The organism is Pseudomonas sp. P4_B3 (genome assembly GCF_056402295.1).
The window spans coordinates 1-15,692 of record NZ_JBFUHR010000001.1 but is presented as its reverse complement, the minus strand read 5'-3'; the positions used below and the strand labels follow the sequence as shown (position 1 = coordinate 15,692).

Genomic DNA, 15,692 nt, shown 5'->3' with positions numbered 1-15,692 from the left:
GGCTTCGAGCCTTGCATCGCCAGCTATGACGCCTTCGCCGGCAAGCCGGCTCCTACATTGGTTATGTGGTGCGTATGTACAAACCCCGGAGAAATCCGGGGTTTGTCGTTTCTGGCCACCCCGCTATCATTCGCGGATCTTTTGGGGGATTTGACTGATGCTCAATGGCCTGTGGCTTGGCTTCTTCATCGTGGCAGCCGTATCGGCGCTGGCGCAGTGGCTGATCGGCGGTAATGCCGGGATTTTCGCGGCAATGGTGGAAAGCATTTTTGCCATGGCCAAGCTGTCGGTCGAAGTCATGGTGCTGCTGTTTGGCACCCTCACCCTCTGGCTGGGTTTTCTACGCATTGCCGAGAAAGCCGGGATCGTCGAATGGTTGGCCAAGGCTCTGGGGCCACTGTTTTTGCGCCTGATGCCTGAAGTCCCGCCTGGTCATCCGGCCATCGGCCTGATCACCCTGAACTTCGCCGCCAATGGCCTGGGCCTGGACAACGCCGCCACACCGATCGGCCTCAAGGCCATGAAGGCGCTGCAAGAACTCAATCCCAGCGCCACTGTCGCCAGCAACGCCCAGATCCTGTTCCTGGTGCTCAACGCCTCCTCGCTGACCCTGCTACCGGTGACGATCTTCATGTATCGCGCCCAGCAAGGCGCGCCTGACCCGACGCTGGTGTTTCTGCCGATCCTGCTGGCGACCAGTTGCTCGACCATTGTCGGCTTCCTGTCGGTGGCGTTCATGCAGCGCCTGCGCATCTGGGACCCGGTGGTGCTGGCCTACCTGATCCCCGGCGCCCTCGCCCTCGGTGGTTTCATGGCGTTGCTGGCGACCCTTTCGGCGACCGCGCTGGCCGGCCTGTCGTCGATCCTCGGCAACGTGACGCTGTTTGGCCTGATCATGCTGTTTTTACTGATCGGCGCGCTGCGCAAAGTGAAGGTCTACGAGGCCTTCGTTGAAGGAGCCAAAGAGGGTTTCGACGTCGCCAAGAACTTGCTGCCCTATCTGGTGGCGATGCTCTGCGCAGTGGGCGTACTGCGTGCGTCCGGGGCGCTGGACTTCGGTCTGGATGGCATTCGCCATCTGGTGGAATGGGCCGGTTGGGACACGCGATTCGTCGATGCGCTGCCGACGGCGATGGTCAAACCCTTCTCGGGTAGCGCCGCCCGGGCGATGCTGATCGAAACCATGAAGACCTCGGGCGTCGACAGCTTCCCGGCGCTGGTGGCGGCGACGGTCCAGGGCAGCACCGAAACGACGTTCTATGTGCTGGCGGTGTACTTCGGCGCCGTGGGCATCCAGCGCGCACGACATGCAGTCGGTTGTGCATTGCTAGCGGAGCTTGCCGGGGTGCTGGGCGCGATCGGGGTTTGCTACTGGTTCTTTGGTTGATCGGCCTCGCCAGCCAATGCTTTCAGCGCGGCCTTACGCTCGTCCGCCGGCAAGGCGCCGAGCTTTTCCACGGCAGCGTAAAACTTGAGCCAGTCGCCATCCTCCTGATGGAACAGCGTGGCAAATGCCGGAACCCATTGGTCGTACAAACCAAATGGCAATAGCCGGGCATTATTCATGGGGGCATAGATCCAGGTATCGTAGCGTTTGTCTGCGGCCCACTGATTGTCGCGCAATTGCCGGTATTCGCTGCGCAAGCGCTCGAACTCGGCAGCCTTTTGCTGGCGCATTTGTTCGGTTGGCAACGGCAAGGTGTAGAGTTTTTCCAGTCGGGTGCGGGTCTTGAGCACCAACGCAGTGAACTGGTTGCGCTGACGCGCCTGCGCATTGTTATCCGGTGGCAGGAGGCGGTAGGCGCGCCATTGGCGAGTACCTTCCTGCTCGACGAAGGTGGCGAAGGATTCGTTGAACTCCGTGTCGTCCTTCACATAGAAACGCTGATGGGCCAGCTCGTGAAAGATCAGCGTGGCCAGTCGCTCATCCCCCCAGCCCATCATCGAACTGATGATCGGGTCGTTGAACCAGCCGAGTGTCGAATAGGCTTCGACACCACCAATCGACACGTCCATGCCCTGCAAGCGTTGCATAGCTGCTTCGCCGCGGGCTGCACTCTGGCTGTAGTAACCGCGATAAGCCACGCAACCGGCGATGGGGAAGCAGTGGTTTACGGGTTTTAGGGAAAATTCCGGCGTGGCGAAGACATTCCAGACGACGAAGGGACGCCCAATGTCCGCGTACAAGCGGTAACTCGGGTTATCCGGCAGGTGCAATTGCTGGCTGGCGAACGTTCGGGCCTTTTGCGATTGCTCCAGGTGTGTACGCAGCTTTTGATCGCGCGCCGGGTCGGCAATCACGCTGGAAACCGGCTCCCTGGCCCGCAGCAACTGCAGTTGGCCGCTGGCCAGTTGGCTGTAATAGCTGGCGCTGGTGCAACCGTTGAGCAACAAAAACAACACACCCGGAAACAAAACGCGAAAAACGCGATCAAGTAACCCAAGGCTAGGAAGCGGCCTGATCACAATAATTCTTCCTTGGAGAGTCTTTCCACAAGACTATCCCGCCTGACTGGAGCTCCGCTATGCGCATGTTGATGCTGACAGGAGGCCTGCTGATGCTGGCCGGCTGTGCTTTTTTCGGACTACCCCGCCCTGATCCTGCGCAAGCCTGGATCGACCTGGAGTCGAAGCAAGAAGATACGAAGCTGCAAGCGCTGGAGGTCGATGACAAGGCCACCGACGATAAACGCTATTTCCAGGTCCAGCCCGGTAGCCATGAGTTGACGGTCCGCTACCAATTCTCGGTCCAGCCTACCAACATCGGCCCTGATGCCGAACCGTTGTGGCGCGATTGCCAGTTGAACGTGAAATTCAACGACTTCAACGCGGGCGAGCGTTATCGGTTACAGGCGGGGAACATCGGCTTTCGGCCTTGGGCGAAACTCTACGATCAACAGCGAAAAGTGATTGGCCAAGGCACGCCTGCGGGCTGCCAACACTCCTGATCGGCGTTATGCTGAATGCATAACCCCTTGGGACATTCATCATGTACAGGTTGATGCTGTTGCTGGTTGCCAGCATTGTCGCTGGCTGTCAGAGCCCGATGCCGACGGCTAATCCAAAGATGGCCTGGGTCGATTTTTCCACGCCCTTCCCTAACGATAAATTGCTGATGGCCGAGCGTCTGGATAAACAGCGCTTGGCCGACGGGCGTTATTTTGAGGTTATGCCCGGCAGCCATGAACTGATCGTCCGCTTCGACTTCGAAGTACCTGGTGGCGGGGGCTTGAACATGATGGGCGGCCCTTCTGAACGCATATGTTACTTGACCATCAACTTCGATCATTTCGAAGCCGGCCAACGTTATGTGCTTGAAGGCCGCTCGATTGCCTTCATCCCTGAAGCCAGGCTATACAACGCCAAGCGGGAGATCGTTGCAGAAGATCGAGAGTCTTACTGCCTGATGTGAGTGGTCAGCGGTTGTTCTTCTGGTAGATGATTTTCTTGGTACCGTTTTCGCACGAGCCAACGACCATGTTCTGGTCGTGGACCTCGTCGTTGGTGACGATTTCAAGCGTGTAGGCGGTGACGCCACTGGCCTGGATCTTGGCTTCGATCTCGGCCTTGAGTTCTTCGCAGGGTTTCGGCGCTGCGAGGGCCGAAGCGGCCAGTGCGCAACAGATAACCGCCAAGGCAAAACGTTTCATGGTTTGAAGCTCCTTTGAGGCAGCACGCACAGTCGTGGGTTTTCGCTGCTGTCGTTTATTCGACCACAGTTTTAGCGGGCAAATCTGTCGCGACGCAAAAAAGATCGCAGACGTGAGCACTTTTTGCCGAATGATCCCGGCAGGTTGCTCAAGGCAGCGATCTCTTGTTCTCAACGAAAATCTAGCCGACCAATGTTGCCTCCAATCTGATCTTCGCATTCCGCACGTTGGACACCGGGCAGACCTGTCCGATCAATCCGCTTTTTTCGATGGATTTTTTACCGGGCTATTGAAACTCGGGTATATGCCCACATTGCATGAACACGCTTTTGGATTCGGCAGGTTTGCGTTCGCAAGAACAAACCTGCGCCCTCAATTGGAGAAGCAGGTTTATGAAACGACTGTCCGATATCAAGTTCTCGACCCTCGATCTGGTGCCGGTGCGCGAGAACGGCAGCGCGGCCCAGTCGCTGCGCAATTCGCTGGACTTGGCGCAGCACGTCGAGAAATTCGGTTACAACCGCTTCTGGGTGGCTGAGCACCACAACATGGACGGCATCGCCAGTTCCGCGACTTCGGTACTGCTCGGTTATCTGGCCGGTGGTACGTCGACCATTCGAGTCGGTTCGGGTGGGGTGATGTTGCCCAACCACGCACCGTTGGTGATCGCCGAGCAGTTCGGCACCCTGGAAAGCCTTTATCCGGGCCGGGTCGATCTGGGCCTGGGTCGCGCGCCCGGTTCCGACCAGATGACCGCACGTGCGCTGCGCCGCGAACGCTCCGGCAGCGCCGACGATTTCCCGGAAGATGTGGCGGAACTGGTGCGCTACCTCGGGCCACGTACACCGGACCAACGCATCATCGCCATGCCGGGCACCGGGACCAATGTGCCAGTCTGGTTGTTGGGGTCGAGCCTGTTCAGTGCACAACTGGCCGGTGAGCGTGGTTTGCCCTACGCCTTCGCATCGCATTTCGCACCGCGCTACATGCATGAAGCGATTCGGGTCTACCGCAATCACTTCAAACCGTCAGCCGTTTTGGCCAAACCCTACGTGATGCTCGGTGTGCCATTGGTGGCAGCCGATACCGACGAGCAGGCCGATTACCTGGCGACTTCGGTGTTCCAGCGGATTCTCGCCCTGATGCGTGGCCAAAGCCTGGTACAGCGTCCGCCGGTGAAGACCATGGACGGCCTGTGGCTGCCCCATGAAAAAGAGGCTGTGCACGATTTCCTTGGCCTGGCCATGATCGGCAGCCCGCAGAAAATTCGCGCCAAACTCGAGGTTTTGATCGAACAGACTCAGGCTGACGAGCTGATTTTCACCTGTGACCTGTACGAACATGCGGATCGCGTACATTCCTACGAGTTGTTGGCGCAGGTCATGCGAGGCTGATACTCAAACAGCAAGCATGAAAAAGCCGACGCCCTGGCGTCGGCTTTTTCATTCAAGTGGGAATCGGTCTACTTTTTATAGACGATCACTTTGGCGCCTGCCTCGCATTTACCGACCACTTTCCCGCCGGCAGCGGCACCTTTATCGACAATCTCCAGCGAATATCCGGAAACGCCCTTGGTATCAAGTTTCGCTGCGATTTCGGCTTTCAACTCTTCGCATGACTTGCCGCCCGCCAATGCGCTCCCCGCAAGGCTCAACAAACCTACCGCCAACATAAACTTCTTCATCGGTTGCATTCCCTGGTCGGATCATAGGGGTAACCAGCCGTCAGCCGGACGCACTCATGTAGTGCTTTGCCATTCCCTATGGCATTCGGCCGGCGTGCAAGTTCAGAAGACTAGCCCAAAGTCAGCTGCTGGCAATCCGGAACCCGACTTTCAAGGTCACCTGAAAGTGCGCAGCCTTGCCGTCCCTGATGTGCCCGCGGGTCTCGGTCACTTCAAACCATTCCATGTACTTGATGCTTTTGCTGGCTTCGGCCAGCGCGTTGTTGATCGCATCTTCGATACTGCTGGTGGACGAGCCAACCAGCTCGACTTTCTTGTAGGTGTGATGGTCAGACATGGCGTTCTCCTCGGCGTGTGAATTACAGCCTAGCAGTGATTTTTCCTATTTCTTCTGTTGGCCGTTCTGAGTGTGAAGTTCATATTTTCTGCACTTTCTTGAGCCCATGAAGTCCCAACCAACACACGCCACTCATCACCATTGCAGGAGAGCCACCATGGCCAACACCTCGTTACGCAAAGCCTCATTGCAAAGCATGGAAGCCGAGATCGAGAGTCTGCTCAAGTCTTTGGAAAGCCTGAAGGGCGACGCCTCGGACGAGTCGCGTAAAACCCTCAATACCCTGAAAAGCAACGCCGAAAATGCCTTGAAGCACTCGCGCCATCTGCTTGCCGATGCTTATGAGGAGGTCAAGGTCAAAACCCGCGAAACCGGGATTGCCACCCGGGACTACGCCCAGGAACACCCCTGGACAACAGCCGGTGTCGCCGTGGGCGCATTGGGCCTGCTGGCCGCTTATCTGTTGTGCAAGCGTGATTAATCCGCTCGACGCAGCTCGTTCTTGAGCCACTGCGCCAGTTGCCGGGCGCGCCCGTCCGCGGCGCGCTTGGGTAGCCACAACGCCAGTTGCGCCGGGGTTTCACTGAAGCCCCAAGGTGCAACCAGGCGGCCGGCCTTCAAGTCCTCCGTCACCAAAGGTTCGGGGGCAATCGCCACGCCCAGACCCGCGACGGCGGCCTCCAGCAAGTAATACAAATGTTCAAATCCCTGGCCGTACTTCAGCGCCCTGGCGTCGAGGCCCCGTGGTTGCGCCCAGTTCGGCCAGGCTTGCGGGCGTGAAGTGGTGTGCAGCAAGGGTTCGTTCAGCAGTGCGGTTTCCGGCGCTTGCTTGAGCCGTTCATAGCCGACGAACCGAGGGCTCATCACCGGACCGATACGTTCGCTGGCCAGCTCAAAAACCTGCATGTCCGCCGGCCAGGGTGGCTCGGCAAATACCAGCAAAGCATCCAGCCCCGGTCTTCGCGGATCCAGATCGCCTTCTCCGGCCGACAGGTGCAGGCGCAAGTCCGGCAGGTCGGCATTGAGCCGCCCCAGTCGCGGGATAAACCAGCGCGCCAGCAGGCTTCCCGAGCAACCGAGCACGAATGGCGCATCGGCTGTGCTTTGTGTGAGTTCAGCGCAAACGCTGCGCAGGCGCTCGAAGGCTTCGCTGCTGGCGTCACGCAGGCGTAACCCGGCATCTGTGAGTTTCAGGCCGCGTCCGTCCTTGATGAACAGGCTAACGCCGAGGTGTTCTTCAAGCACCTTGAGTTGCCGGCTGACGGCCCCATGGGTGACGTGCAACTGCTCGGCCGCCTGACTGACGCTGTTCAAGCGGGCAGTGGCTTCGAAGGCGCGAAGCGCGTTCAGCGGAGGAAGGTCATGGCTCATGGGATCTGTGAGTTTTCCTGACAGGTTGTGGCGATCTTATCGGTTTTCAGGCCGGGGCGTCAGGGGTAGAGTGAAGCCCACTATCTCTTTATGCATCACTTCACGCATTCAACTGGAGCGCCAAATGACCCAGACTAATCTGCGCAACGGCCCTGATGCCAACGGCCTGTTTGGCGCGTTCGGCGGCCGCTACGTTGCCGAAACCCTGATGCCGTTGATCCTCGACCTGGCCCGTGAATATGAGCTGGCCAAGGAAGACCCTGCATTCAAGGAGGAACTGGCCTACTTCCAGCGCGACTACGTCGGGCGTCCAAGCCCACTGTACTTCGCCGAGCGTCTGACCGAGTTCTGTGGCGGCGCGAAGATCTACCTCAAGCGCGAAGAGCTGAACCACACCGGCGCGCACAAGATCAACAACTGCATCGGCCAGATCCTGCTGGCGCGGCGTATGGGCAAGAAGCGCATCATCGCTGAGACCGGCGCCGGCATGCATGGTGTGGCCACTGCCACCGTCGCCGCGCGCTTCGGTCTGGATTGCGTGATCTACATGGGCACCACTGACATCGAACGTCAGCAGGCCAACGTGTTTCGCATGAAGCTTTTGGGTGCCGAAGTGATCCCGGTGGTGGCCGGCACCGGCACGCTGAAAGATGCGATGAACGAAGCCCTGCGTGACTGGGTGACCAACGTCGACAGCACCTTCTACCTGATCGGCACCGTGGCCGGTCCGCACCCTTACCCGGCGATGGTCCGCGACTTCCAGGCCGTGATCGGCAAGGAAACCCGTGAGCAACTGCAAGCCCAGGAAGGCCGTCTGCCAGATAGCCTGGTGGCGTGCATTGGCGGTGGTTCCAACGCCATGGGCCTGTTCCACCCGTTCCTCGACGACAAGAGCGTCGAGATCATCGGCGTTGAAGCTGCCGGTTACGGCATCGAGACCGGCAAGCACGCAGCCAGCCTGAACGGCGGCGTACCCGGTGTGTTGCACGGCAACCGCACCTTCCTGCTGCAGGACGATGATGGCCAGATCATCGATGCCCACTCGATCTCCGCTGGCCTGGACTACCCGGGCATCGGCCCGGAACACGCCTGGTTGCATGACATTGGCCGCGTTCAGTACACCTCGGTGACCGACGACGAAGCCCTCGCTGCATTCCACCAGTGCTGCCGCCTGGAAGGGATCATCCCTGCCCTGGAAAGCGCCCATGCCCTGGCTGAAGTATTCAAGCGCGCACCGACCTTGCCAAAAGATCACCTGATGGTGGTCAACCTGTCCGGCCGTGGCGACAAAGACATGCAGACCGTGATGCACCACATGGAACAATCAAAGCAGGAGAAACACTGATGAGCCGCCTGCAAACGCGTTTTGCCGAACTCAAGGAACAGAACCGCGCCGCCCTGGTGACCTTCGTGACCGCTGGCGACCCGAGCTACGACACCTCTCTGGCAATCCTCAAGGGCTTGCCAGCGGCTGGTGCCGACGTGATCGAGCTGGGCATGCCCTTCACCGACCCGATGGCTGACGGCCCGGCCATCCAGCTCGCCAACATCCGTGCGTTGGGTGCCAAACAGAATCTGGCGAAAACCCTGCAAATGGTTCGCGAGTTCCGCCAGGACAACAACGAAACGCCGCTGGTGCTGATGGGGTACTTCAACCCGATCCACATGTACGGCGTACCGCGCTTCATTGCCGAAGCCAAAGAGGCCGGGGTTGATGGCCTGATCGTGGTCGATCTGCCGCCTGAACATAACAGTGAGCTGTGCGACCCGGCGCAGGCCGCGGGCCTGGATTTTATCCGCCTGACCACGCCAACCACCGACGATGTGCGCCTGCCGACCGTTCTTAACGGTAGCTCCGGCTTCGTCTACTACGTCTCGGTGGCCGGTGTGACCGGCGCCGGTGCCGCCACGCTGGAACACGTCGAGGAAGCGGTCGCCCGTCTGCGTCGCCATACCGACTTGCCGATCAGCATCGGTTTCGGTATCCGGACTCCGGAACAGGCGGCGTCCATCGCGCGTCTGGCCGACGGTGTTGTGGTGGGTTCAGCGTTGATCGATCACATCGCCAATGCCACCTCCTCGGAACAAGCCGTGGATGGCGTGCTGAGCCTGTGCTCTGCGTTGGCCGATGGCGTGCGTAAAGCCCGCGTCAGCTGAAGGCAAAGTTCCTGATACAGAGGAATTAGAGCCTCGCGGCACAGACTAAACAGCAAGACCGAGGGCTTCAGGACTGTGTTCTGAAGCCCTTTTTGCTGTGTGTGGCTAACCGCTGTAAACCTTTTGGGAGCAAGCACCCACAAGGTTGCGGTCTCAAGGCAGCTCTATCCCGCCCGACGCCTTGTGCAGTTTGCGCAGGTGCTCACCAATCTGCTTCACGTTGGCCTCGTTGGCGGCCATCTCGGCGGCACGGCTCGGCTCAAGCAATGCCCTCACTTCCTTGTCCAGATCCCCGGACAGGGCCAGGAGCTGCTTCTGGCGCTGGCTGCTTTCCGCTTCCAGATGCTCCCACTCGCTTGGTTGCGGCAAGCCATAACCGTTAGTGCCCAGCAGCTCCGCCGGCCGGCTGAGGAAACCACTGTTGGCGAGAATGTCCTTCAGCGTCTCGTTGGCCTTGTCCATGCCGCCATTCTTCAGCTCTCGGGCGCCCAGATAACGCTGCTTCACTTCATCCTGGGCCAGCAGCAATTGCTGACGGAAACTGGCCTGTTCCAATAGCAGCAACGCCGCGCTGGTGCGCAAATCGGCCTGCTCGAACCATTGCCGACGCTCCGCGGCTTTCAATTCGAGCCAGTCTTCGACGGTTTCCTGTTTGATCGGCAAGTGCTTTTTCAGGATCTCGAACATGGCCTGATAGCGCTCGCGGAAGGAGTCGAAACGATAACCCAGGCGCAAGGCTTCCCGCGGGTCGTCCAGCACGCTGGTGTCCGCCAGCCCGCGGCCTTTCAGCACTTCCAGCAAACCATTGGGCATGATGTTGTCGAGTCCCACCAATTGCGGGTTATTGGTACCGCCACGCAGTAATTTCAGCTCTTCCACCGCGCAGTTGTTCGACAGGAAGAAGTAGTTGCCGTCATAGCTCCAGTGCATCTCGGCGGCACGTCCCACCACGTCTTCAATCTCGTTGCGCGACAGGTTCAGGGGTACGGAGGCCAGGCTGCGCAGTTCGGTCTTGGTGTATTCGTCAATGACCTGGGACAGCGGCAGGATAAACAGCCGCGACGGGTATTTACCGACCAGGCCATCCCAGCTCGACAGCTGTACGTCGCCGACGAAGGCGCGGTACGACAGCACCAGATGCTGGTCCAGGTCCAGTCGACAATCCGGTCCGCGTGGTCGGCCCGGCGCGCAGATCACCAGGCGTAACATGCTGTGGCCCCAGCGGCTGAACAGGTTCTGGTTAGCTTCGGCCAACAGATAGTCAATGGCATACACCCGCTCCGGATCGACCTGGCCCAAAGGTGTCCTGGCGAAGTCGTTGCCGGCATTGAGGAAAGCGAAGGTTTTATTGCAGGTGTTTTTGGTAGCGGGCGCCCAACCGAAATGTTCCTTGTAGTAGCGGTACAGTGCGGGTCGGCGGCAGGCGTAGCTCGGGTCGAGGAGGAAATACTCCATGTTGACCGCGACGAATTCCTTTGGACTGCTGGTCTCGTAGATGTCCGGGCTGCGGGCAATCTGGCGGTTGTGCTGTTCGCGTTCACCGCGACGGCCTACGTATTGCTGCCAACCGGCGAGATCGAGCAGGCGTGGATCATCACTGAGGGTAAAACGCCGATCCGACTGGCCCCGGCATTGGTCGGGAATGCCAACCAACCCTGAGCTGTTGTTGCGCTGGGTGCAGCGTTGAATCAGCTTGCGCTCGGCATCCGGCCACAGGCGTGAGCGATCGTAGATGTGAGTCAGCTCGTGCAACACCGTGGCCAGCATTTCCCGGCGCACGGTGCCATGGGGGCGATGGGTTTTCCTCGTCGCGGCGCTGCCATCGGTGAGGCCGGCCAGCAGGTTGCGGTTCAGATCGAGCTCGGACACCAGTGATGCCTGACCGTAGGCGTTGCGTGGCATGTCATCGGTCCAGCCGACGTCGATGCGTCGATCGAGTTGCTCGATAAAGCGTGGCGGCAGCGCCTGCATGGCTTCATCGAGCAACGCCTGGCTGGCTTGCTGTTGCGCGGGCGTCAGGCCTTCGGTCTTGAGCTGTAACTGAAGGCCTGCGTGGGCCGTGTTGCCGAGCAGCAACAGGGCCCCGGCCAGCAGCCAGGCGCATGGACGCTTCACAGTGCGAGGATGGCTTCGGCGAGGTCCTGGTCACTGGCGTCACGGGCTTCCGGCACGCGGGTGCGCAGCAAATCGAAGGCGGATTCCAGGTGAGCGCCACGAATGTCGCCATTGCTGGCAACGAAACTGGCGGCGTCGTCCTGGGCTTCGCGCACGATTTTCGAATCGCGAATGGACGTGGTGGTGTCGGAGGTGAAATCGAGGGTGCGCTGGGTGGCGCGGATCAGCATGTTACTGGTGGCAACCAGAGTATGTGCCTGGGACACATCGGCCAACAGCAGCAGGCCTAAGGTGGCAGCAATCAGCGGGTTACGCATGGAACGACTCCAGAAAAACAGGGATAACTATTGGACGAGAATTGCTTGTGCCAGTTCAAGGTCGCTGGCATGAAGTTTTGCCTGGGATCGGCGCAGATACCGCAGGACCGACTCCAGTCGTGCGCCTCTCAGTTGGCCATCACTGGCAATGAATGCCGCAGCGTCATCCTGGGCGGCGAGCAGCAGTTTATGGTCGAAGGGGGCGCTGGTCACCAAACTTGTGGCGTAACCGCTGGCGACGATGCCTTGGGTGGACAGATTGAAGGCGTCATAAGCGTGGGCCGATCCGCAGTAACCAAGGGTAAGAAAGACTGGAGCGATCAAGAGACTTGAAGGAAAACGCATGAGACTCGACAGGTGAAAATGAGTCCCAAGGCTAGCGCAAGGCCCGATCTAGAGCCAGCGTCGAAACATTGGGGCGCGCCGGGCGTGCCCCATGTCTGTGCAGTCGTTTAGATCGTCAGGATCGCTTGCGCCAGTTGGGCGTCGGTTGCGTTCAGCTGTGGCGCCTGGCGGTGAATGTGGTCGATGGCGCTTTCCAGTTTCACGCCGCGGATGGAACCTTCACTGGCGACGAAGCTGGCAGCGTCGTCACGGGCCGCGAGGACGATCTTGTCATCCTTGAACGAAGACGAGACGACATCGGTAGTCGCATCGGACGTGGCTTTGAGTGCATTGACGACAGCATCCGTGGTCACGATGAAGCTGCTGGCTTGGGCACTGGCAGCTACGGCAAACAGGGCTGCAGCGCTGAGCAGACGGAGACGGGACATGGGTAACTCCTTTGTGTAAACCAATTGAAAAATGGCGCAGTGTCTGCAAAGTCAGACGCCAGGCGCTTGGCGCTCGCCACGTTCTGGTTTGATATTAGGCCTGAGTGTGTCAGTTCGAACAGCCCGTCATGCAAACAGGAAGTCAGCGCCAGAACGGTTTATCCAATTCATTGATGCGGTCGGCGTGGCTGATACCAAGATCTGATATCTGACAATCATCGAGTTGAGCCAGTAAACGTCGTGTTCTCGCCCTTTCGAGACTAGCGAACAGTCCTGTTAACAGATCTCTGACCCAGTTCAGGCAAGGTCTCGATTGAATTTCGGGCTTGGAAACATCCCGTAAAGAATTCATGGCGCGGTCCCTGTCCTGATAAGTGGAGAGCTTCATGCTGACACCCGCCGAATATCCATTACAGACACACTACGGCAATATTGTACTCATTCAGTTAGTGCTTTTTGCAAACTGTACTGGTGTTGAAGATTCCCTACTGTCAGACCGGATTTGACAGGCCAAAACGACAAAACCCGTCGTGGTTTCCCACGACGGGTCTTGTTTTTTCAATTCGGGTTGCTGGCGGTGGACCTTCAGGTCAGAGCCAGCGACGCTAACTTAGCGCCAGAACGGCTTGCTCAGCTCTTCGTAGCGTTGTGCTTCGCTAATCCCGGCGTCAGCCAGCAGACGCGAGTCCAGGCGAGCCAGTTGATGGCGGCTGGTGATGCGGCGCTGCCACAGCATCAGGTTGGCGATAACGCGCAGAGGCAGGGAAGCCTGGGTTTTTGCAGCAGTGTCTTGAAAGAACAGATCGGAACTGAGTGTACGTTCCATGGTGGTCATCCTTCCGCTTATGGCGGGATTAGGTAGTGGTTTAACTGGTGCCCATGATCCTCTCGTTTGCCTAGTCCCTGTAGATACAGTTCATCTGTATTGTGAGGGCTCAGTTAACTGTTTATAGGGGGTGTACTGGTCGAAATAGAGGCAACTGTACCTGTCCGCACTATTAAGGTGCGAAATTGCTGTTTTTGTCCGATGGGGTAGGAATTTTCCCTAGGAAATGACCGGTACAGCAGTACAGTTTTTTTCATATTGCGAAGAGGCAAGAGCAAGCTGACGAAACTGTGTTTGCGCCAGCTGCTATCTGTACCAATTACTTCTTCAGCATTTGCCCGGTTTCTTCCAGGTTTATGTGCCAGCTCAAGGCGTCACGCAGAATGTGCGGGGTGTGCCCGCCGATGGCGCATGCGGCGGTGAAGTAATCATTCAGCGCCTGGCGGTAATCCGGGTGCACGCACTTGTCGATGATGACCCGGGCACGCTCCCGCGGTGCCAGGCCTCGCAGGTCTGCCAGACCGACTTCGGTCACGAGGATGTCGACGTCATGTTCGGTATGGTCAACGTGGCTCACCATCGGCACCACGCTGGAGATCGCACCACCCTTGGCGATCGACTTGGTCACGAACACGGACAGGTGCGCGTTGCGCGCGAAGTCGCCCGAGCCACCGATGCCGTTCATCATCCGTGTACCGCAGACATGGGTGGAGTTGACGTTGCCATATATGTCGAACTCCAGGGCGGTGTTGATGCCGATGATGCCGAGGCGGCGCACGACTTCAGGGTGGTTGGAGATCTCCTGCGGACGCAGGACCAGTTTGTCCTTGTAGCGCTCCAGATTGCCGAACACGTCGGCATTGCGCCGGCTCGACAGGGTGATCGAACTGCCCGAAGCAAAACTCAGCTTGCCCGCATCGATCAGGTCGAAGGTCGAATCCTGCAGCACCTCGGAATACATCGTCAGGTCTTCGAACTGCGAGTCGATCAGGCCACACATCACCGAGTTGGCGATGGTGCCGATACCGGCTTGTAGCGGGCCGAGCTTGTTGGTCATGCGTCCGGCTGCCACTTCCTGTTTGAAGAAGTCGATCAGGTGGTCGGCAATGGCTTGGGTCTCGGCGTCCGGCGCCAGCACAGTGGAGGGCGAGTCAGCCTGGTTGGTGACCACGATGGCAACGATTTTTTCCGCTGGAATCGGGATGGCAGTGCTGCCGATGCGGTCGTCGACTTTGACCAATGGAATCGGGGTGCGGGTCGGACGATAGGTCGGGATATAGATGTCGTGCAGGCCTTCGAGGTTGGGGTTGTGCGCCATGTTGATCTCGACAATCACGTGCTTGGCGAAAATCGCGAAGCTGGCCGAGTTGCCGACCGAGGTGGTTGGCACGATATGCCCTTGCTCGGTGATCGCCACGGCTTCAATCACGGCAATGTCCGGCAGTTTCAATTGCTGGTTGCGCAATTGCTCCACGGTTTCCGACAAGTGCTGGTCGATGAACATGACCTCGCCGGCATTGATCGCCTTACGCAGGGTGCTGTCGACCTGAAACGGCATGCGTCGCGATAGCACGCCAGCTTCGGTCAACTGCTTGTCGAGGTCGTTGCCCAGGCTCGCGCCGGTCATCAGGCTGATCTTCAGCGGCGTGACCTTGGCGCGCTCGGCCAGCGCCTGGGGGACGGCCTTGGCTTCGCCGGCGCGAGTAAAGCCACTCATGCCGACGGTCATGCCGTCCTCAATCAGAGCGGCAGCGTCGGCAGCGCTCATCACTTTGTCCAACAACGAAGGCAGGCGAATACGGTCACGGTACATGGATTGTTATCTCGGGCAACAGGTAGCAGGACGTGCAGTCTAGTGAATTGCGCCAGCTTCTGTCCCGCTACCAAGGTCGCAATCGAGGCGTCTATTCCGGGCCTTTCAAGCAAAACACCGTTACCGGATCGGTAACAAAAGAATAGTTTGTCCGACGATTTGCGCAAACAAAAACGCCCCGACGAGTCGGGGCGTTCTGTGTGCCGCAGAAGGTTAGTCGACGGCCTTGACCATGTCTTCGATGACCTTTTTCGCGTCGCCGAACACCATCATGGTTTTATCCAGGTAGAACAGCTCGTTATCCAGGCCGGCATAGCCGCTGGCCATCGAGCGCTTGTTGACGATGATGGTCTTGGCCTTGAACGCCTCGAGGATCGGCATGCCGGCAATCGGCGATTTCGGATCGTTCTTCGCGGCCGGGTTGACCACGTCGTTGGCACCGAGCACCAGCACCACGTCGGCCTGGCCGAACTCGGAGTTGATGTCGTCCATCTCGAACACCTGGTCGTAAGGCACTTCGGCCTCGGCCAGCAACACGTTCATGTGGCCGGGCATACGACCGGCAACCGGGTGGATCGCATACTTCACGGTCACGCCGCGATGGGTCAGCTTCTCGGTCAGTTCCTTCAGCGCATGCTGTGCCCGCGCT

The 15,692-nt window shown here is 58.9% G+C and carries 20 protein-coding genes; 7 read left to right on the top strand and 13 right to left on the bottom strand.

All coding sequences use genetic code 11. The annotated features are described in order from the left end of the window. Positions 1–157: 157 nt before the first annotated feature. A complete protein-coding gene (locus tag AC1DWG_RS00100) occupies positions 158–1,387 on the top strand; it encodes a nucleoside recognition domain-containing protein (RefSeq protein ID WP_223443495.1) in 1,230 nt (409 codons plus the stop codon). Here AC1DWG_RS00100 and AC1DWG_RS00095 read toward each other — a convergent pair. Then, positions 1,369–2,466, bottom strand: coding sequence for an aminopeptidase (locus AC1DWG_RS00095; protein WP_477787104.1), 1,098 nt, complete (start codon positions 2,464–2,466; stop codon positions 1,369–1,371). The two genes, AC1DWG_RS00100 and AC1DWG_RS00095, sit on opposite strands and share 19 nt — an antisense overlap. Before the next feature lie 59 nt (positions 2,467–2,525). Here AC1DWG_RS00095 and AC1DWG_RS00090 point away from each other — a divergent pair, with 59 nt between their 5' ends. Beyond that, positions 2,526–2,948 (top strand): PA0061/PA0062 family lipoprotein, encoded by a 423-nt coding sequence (locus AC1DWG_RS00090; protein WP_477765400.1) that lies wholly within the window; start codon positions 2,526–2,528, stop codon positions 2,946–2,948. A 41-nt stretch (positions 2,949–2,989) separates the two neighbouring features. Next, complete coding sequence (locus AC1DWG_RS00085; RefSeq protein WP_477754112.1) at positions 2,990–3,412, top strand: PA0061/PA0062 family lipoprotein; 423 nt, start codon at positions 2,990–2,992, stop codon at positions 3,410–3,412. 4 nt (positions 3,413–3,416) lie between these two features. On the opposite strand, the gene AC1DWG_RS00080 is transcribed toward AC1DWG_RS00085, so the two are convergent. Beyond that, the gene (locus tag AC1DWG_RS00080) at positions 3,417–3,650 is read right to left on the bottom strand and encodes a DUF1161 domain-containing protein (protein ID WP_477754111.1); all 234 of its coding nucleotides are present in this window, start codon (positions 3,648–3,650) and stop codon (positions 3,417–3,419) included. 392 nt (positions 3,651–4,042) lie between these two features. On the opposite strand from AC1DWG_RS00080, the gene AC1DWG_RS00075 reads away from it, so the two are divergent. Next, positions 4,043–5,044, top strand: coding sequence for an LLM class flavin-dependent oxidoreductase (locus tag AC1DWG_RS00075; RefSeq protein WP_477787103.1), 1,002 nt, complete (start codon positions 4,043–4,045; stop codon positions 5,042–5,044). Positions 5,045–5,112: 68 nt separating this feature from the next. Here AC1DWG_RS00075 and AC1DWG_RS00070 read toward each other — a convergent pair whose 3' ends face one another. Both AC1DWG_RS00070 and AC1DWG_RS00065 read right to left on the bottom strand, forming a co-directional pair. Continuing rightward, entirely contained in the window at positions 5,113–5,334 is a 222-nt protein-coding gene (locus tag AC1DWG_RS00070) for a DUF1161 domain-containing protein (protein ID WP_477765398.1), read from the bottom strand. A 121-nt stretch (positions 5,335–5,455) separates the two neighbouring features. Then, positions 5,456–5,671, bottom strand: coding sequence for a dodecin (locus AC1DWG_RS00065; protein WP_008002152.1), 216 nt, complete (start codon positions 5,669–5,671; stop codon positions 5,456–5,458). A 157-nt stretch (positions 5,672–5,828) separates the two neighbouring features. On the opposite strand from AC1DWG_RS00065, the gene AC1DWG_RS00060 reads away from it, so the two are divergent. Next, positions 5,829–6,152, top strand: coding sequence for an ElaB/YgaM/YqjD family protein (locus AC1DWG_RS00060; protein WP_150728191.1), 324 nt, complete (start codon positions 5,829–5,831; stop codon positions 6,150–6,152). Here the strand turns inward: AC1DWG_RS00060 and AC1DWG_RS00055 are convergent. Beyond that, positions 6,149–7,042 (bottom strand): LysR family transcriptional regulator, encoded by an 894-nt coding sequence (locus AC1DWG_RS00055; protein WP_477759756.1) that lies wholly within the window; start codon positions 7,040–7,042, stop codon positions 6,149–6,151. The genes AC1DWG_RS00060 and AC1DWG_RS00055 overlap by 4 nt on opposite strands. Before the next feature lie 124 nt (positions 7,043–7,166). Here AC1DWG_RS00055 and trpB point away from each other — a divergent pair, with 124 nt between their 5' ends. Further along, on the top strand, positions 7,167–8,387 hold the full coding sequence (gene trpB, locus AC1DWG_RS00050) for a tryptophan synthase subunit beta (protein WP_008002146.1): 1,221 nt from the start codon (positions 7,167–7,169) through the stop codon (positions 8,385–8,387). After that, positions 8,387–9,199 (top strand): tryptophan synthase subunit alpha, encoded by an 813-nt coding sequence (gene trpA / locus AC1DWG_RS00045; RefSeq protein ID WP_477787102.1) that lies wholly within the window; start codon positions 8,387–8,389, stop codon positions 9,197–9,199. Before trpB ends, trpA begins: the two co-directional genes overlap by 1 nt. Positions 9,200–9,352: 153 nt before the next feature. Here trpA and AC1DWG_RS00040 read toward each other — a convergent pair whose 3' ends face one another. The 8 genes from AC1DWG_RS00040 to AC1DWG_RS00005 form a co-directional block, all read right to left on the bottom strand. Continuing rightward, positions 9,353–11,314 (bottom strand): DUF7844 domain-containing protein, encoded by a 1,962-nt coding sequence (locus AC1DWG_RS00040; RefSeq protein ID WP_477765397.1) that lies wholly within the window; start codon positions 11,312–11,314, stop codon positions 9,353–9,355. Next, positions 11,311–11,631 carry a DUF2388 domain-containing protein gene (locus AC1DWG_RS00035; protein WP_108231768.1) on the bottom strand — a complete coding sequence of 107 codons (321 nt, stop codon included), beginning with the start codon at positions 11,629–11,631 and terminating at the stop codon, positions 11,311–11,313. Before AC1DWG_RS00035 ends, AC1DWG_RS00040 begins: the two co-directional genes overlap by 4 nt. A 27-nt stretch (positions 11,632–11,658) precedes the next feature. Further along, the gene (locus AC1DWG_RS00030; protein ID WP_477765396.1) at positions 11,659–11,976 is read right to left on the bottom strand and encodes a DUF2388 domain-containing protein; all 318 of its coding nucleotides are present in this window, start codon (positions 11,974–11,976) and stop codon (positions 11,659–11,661) included. Positions 11,977–12,083: 107 nt separating this feature from the next. Continuing rightward, a complete protein-coding gene (locus AC1DWG_RS00025) occupies positions 12,084–12,404 on the bottom strand; it encodes a DUF2388 domain-containing protein (RefSeq protein ID WP_477756308.1) in 321 nt (106 codons plus the stop codon). Positions 12,405–12,546: 142 nt separating this feature from the next. Beyond that, on the bottom strand, positions 12,547–12,756 hold the full coding sequence (locus AC1DWG_RS00020) for a DUF1127 domain-containing protein (protein WP_477765414.1): 210 nt from the start codon (positions 12,754–12,756) through the stop codon (positions 12,547–12,549). 258 nt (positions 12,757–13,014) lie between these two features. Then, on the bottom strand, positions 13,015–13,230 hold the full coding sequence (locus AC1DWG_RS00015) for a DUF1127 domain-containing protein (protein WP_108218709.1): 216 nt from the start codon (positions 13,228–13,230) through the stop codon (positions 13,015–13,017). A gap of 319 nt (positions 13,231–13,549) precedes the next feature. Further along, complete coding sequence (locus AC1DWG_RS00010) at positions 13,550–15,043, bottom strand: acetyl-CoA hydrolase/transferase family protein (protein ID WP_477787101.1); 1,494 nt, start codon at positions 15,041–15,043, stop codon at positions 13,550–13,552. 213 nt (positions 15,044–15,256) lie between these two features. Beyond that, the coding region (locus AC1DWG_RS00005; RefSeq protein WP_477787100.1) for an NAD(P)(+) transhydrogenase (Re/Si-specific) subunit beta at positions 15,257–15,692 on the bottom strand (436 nt) is incomplete at its 5' end.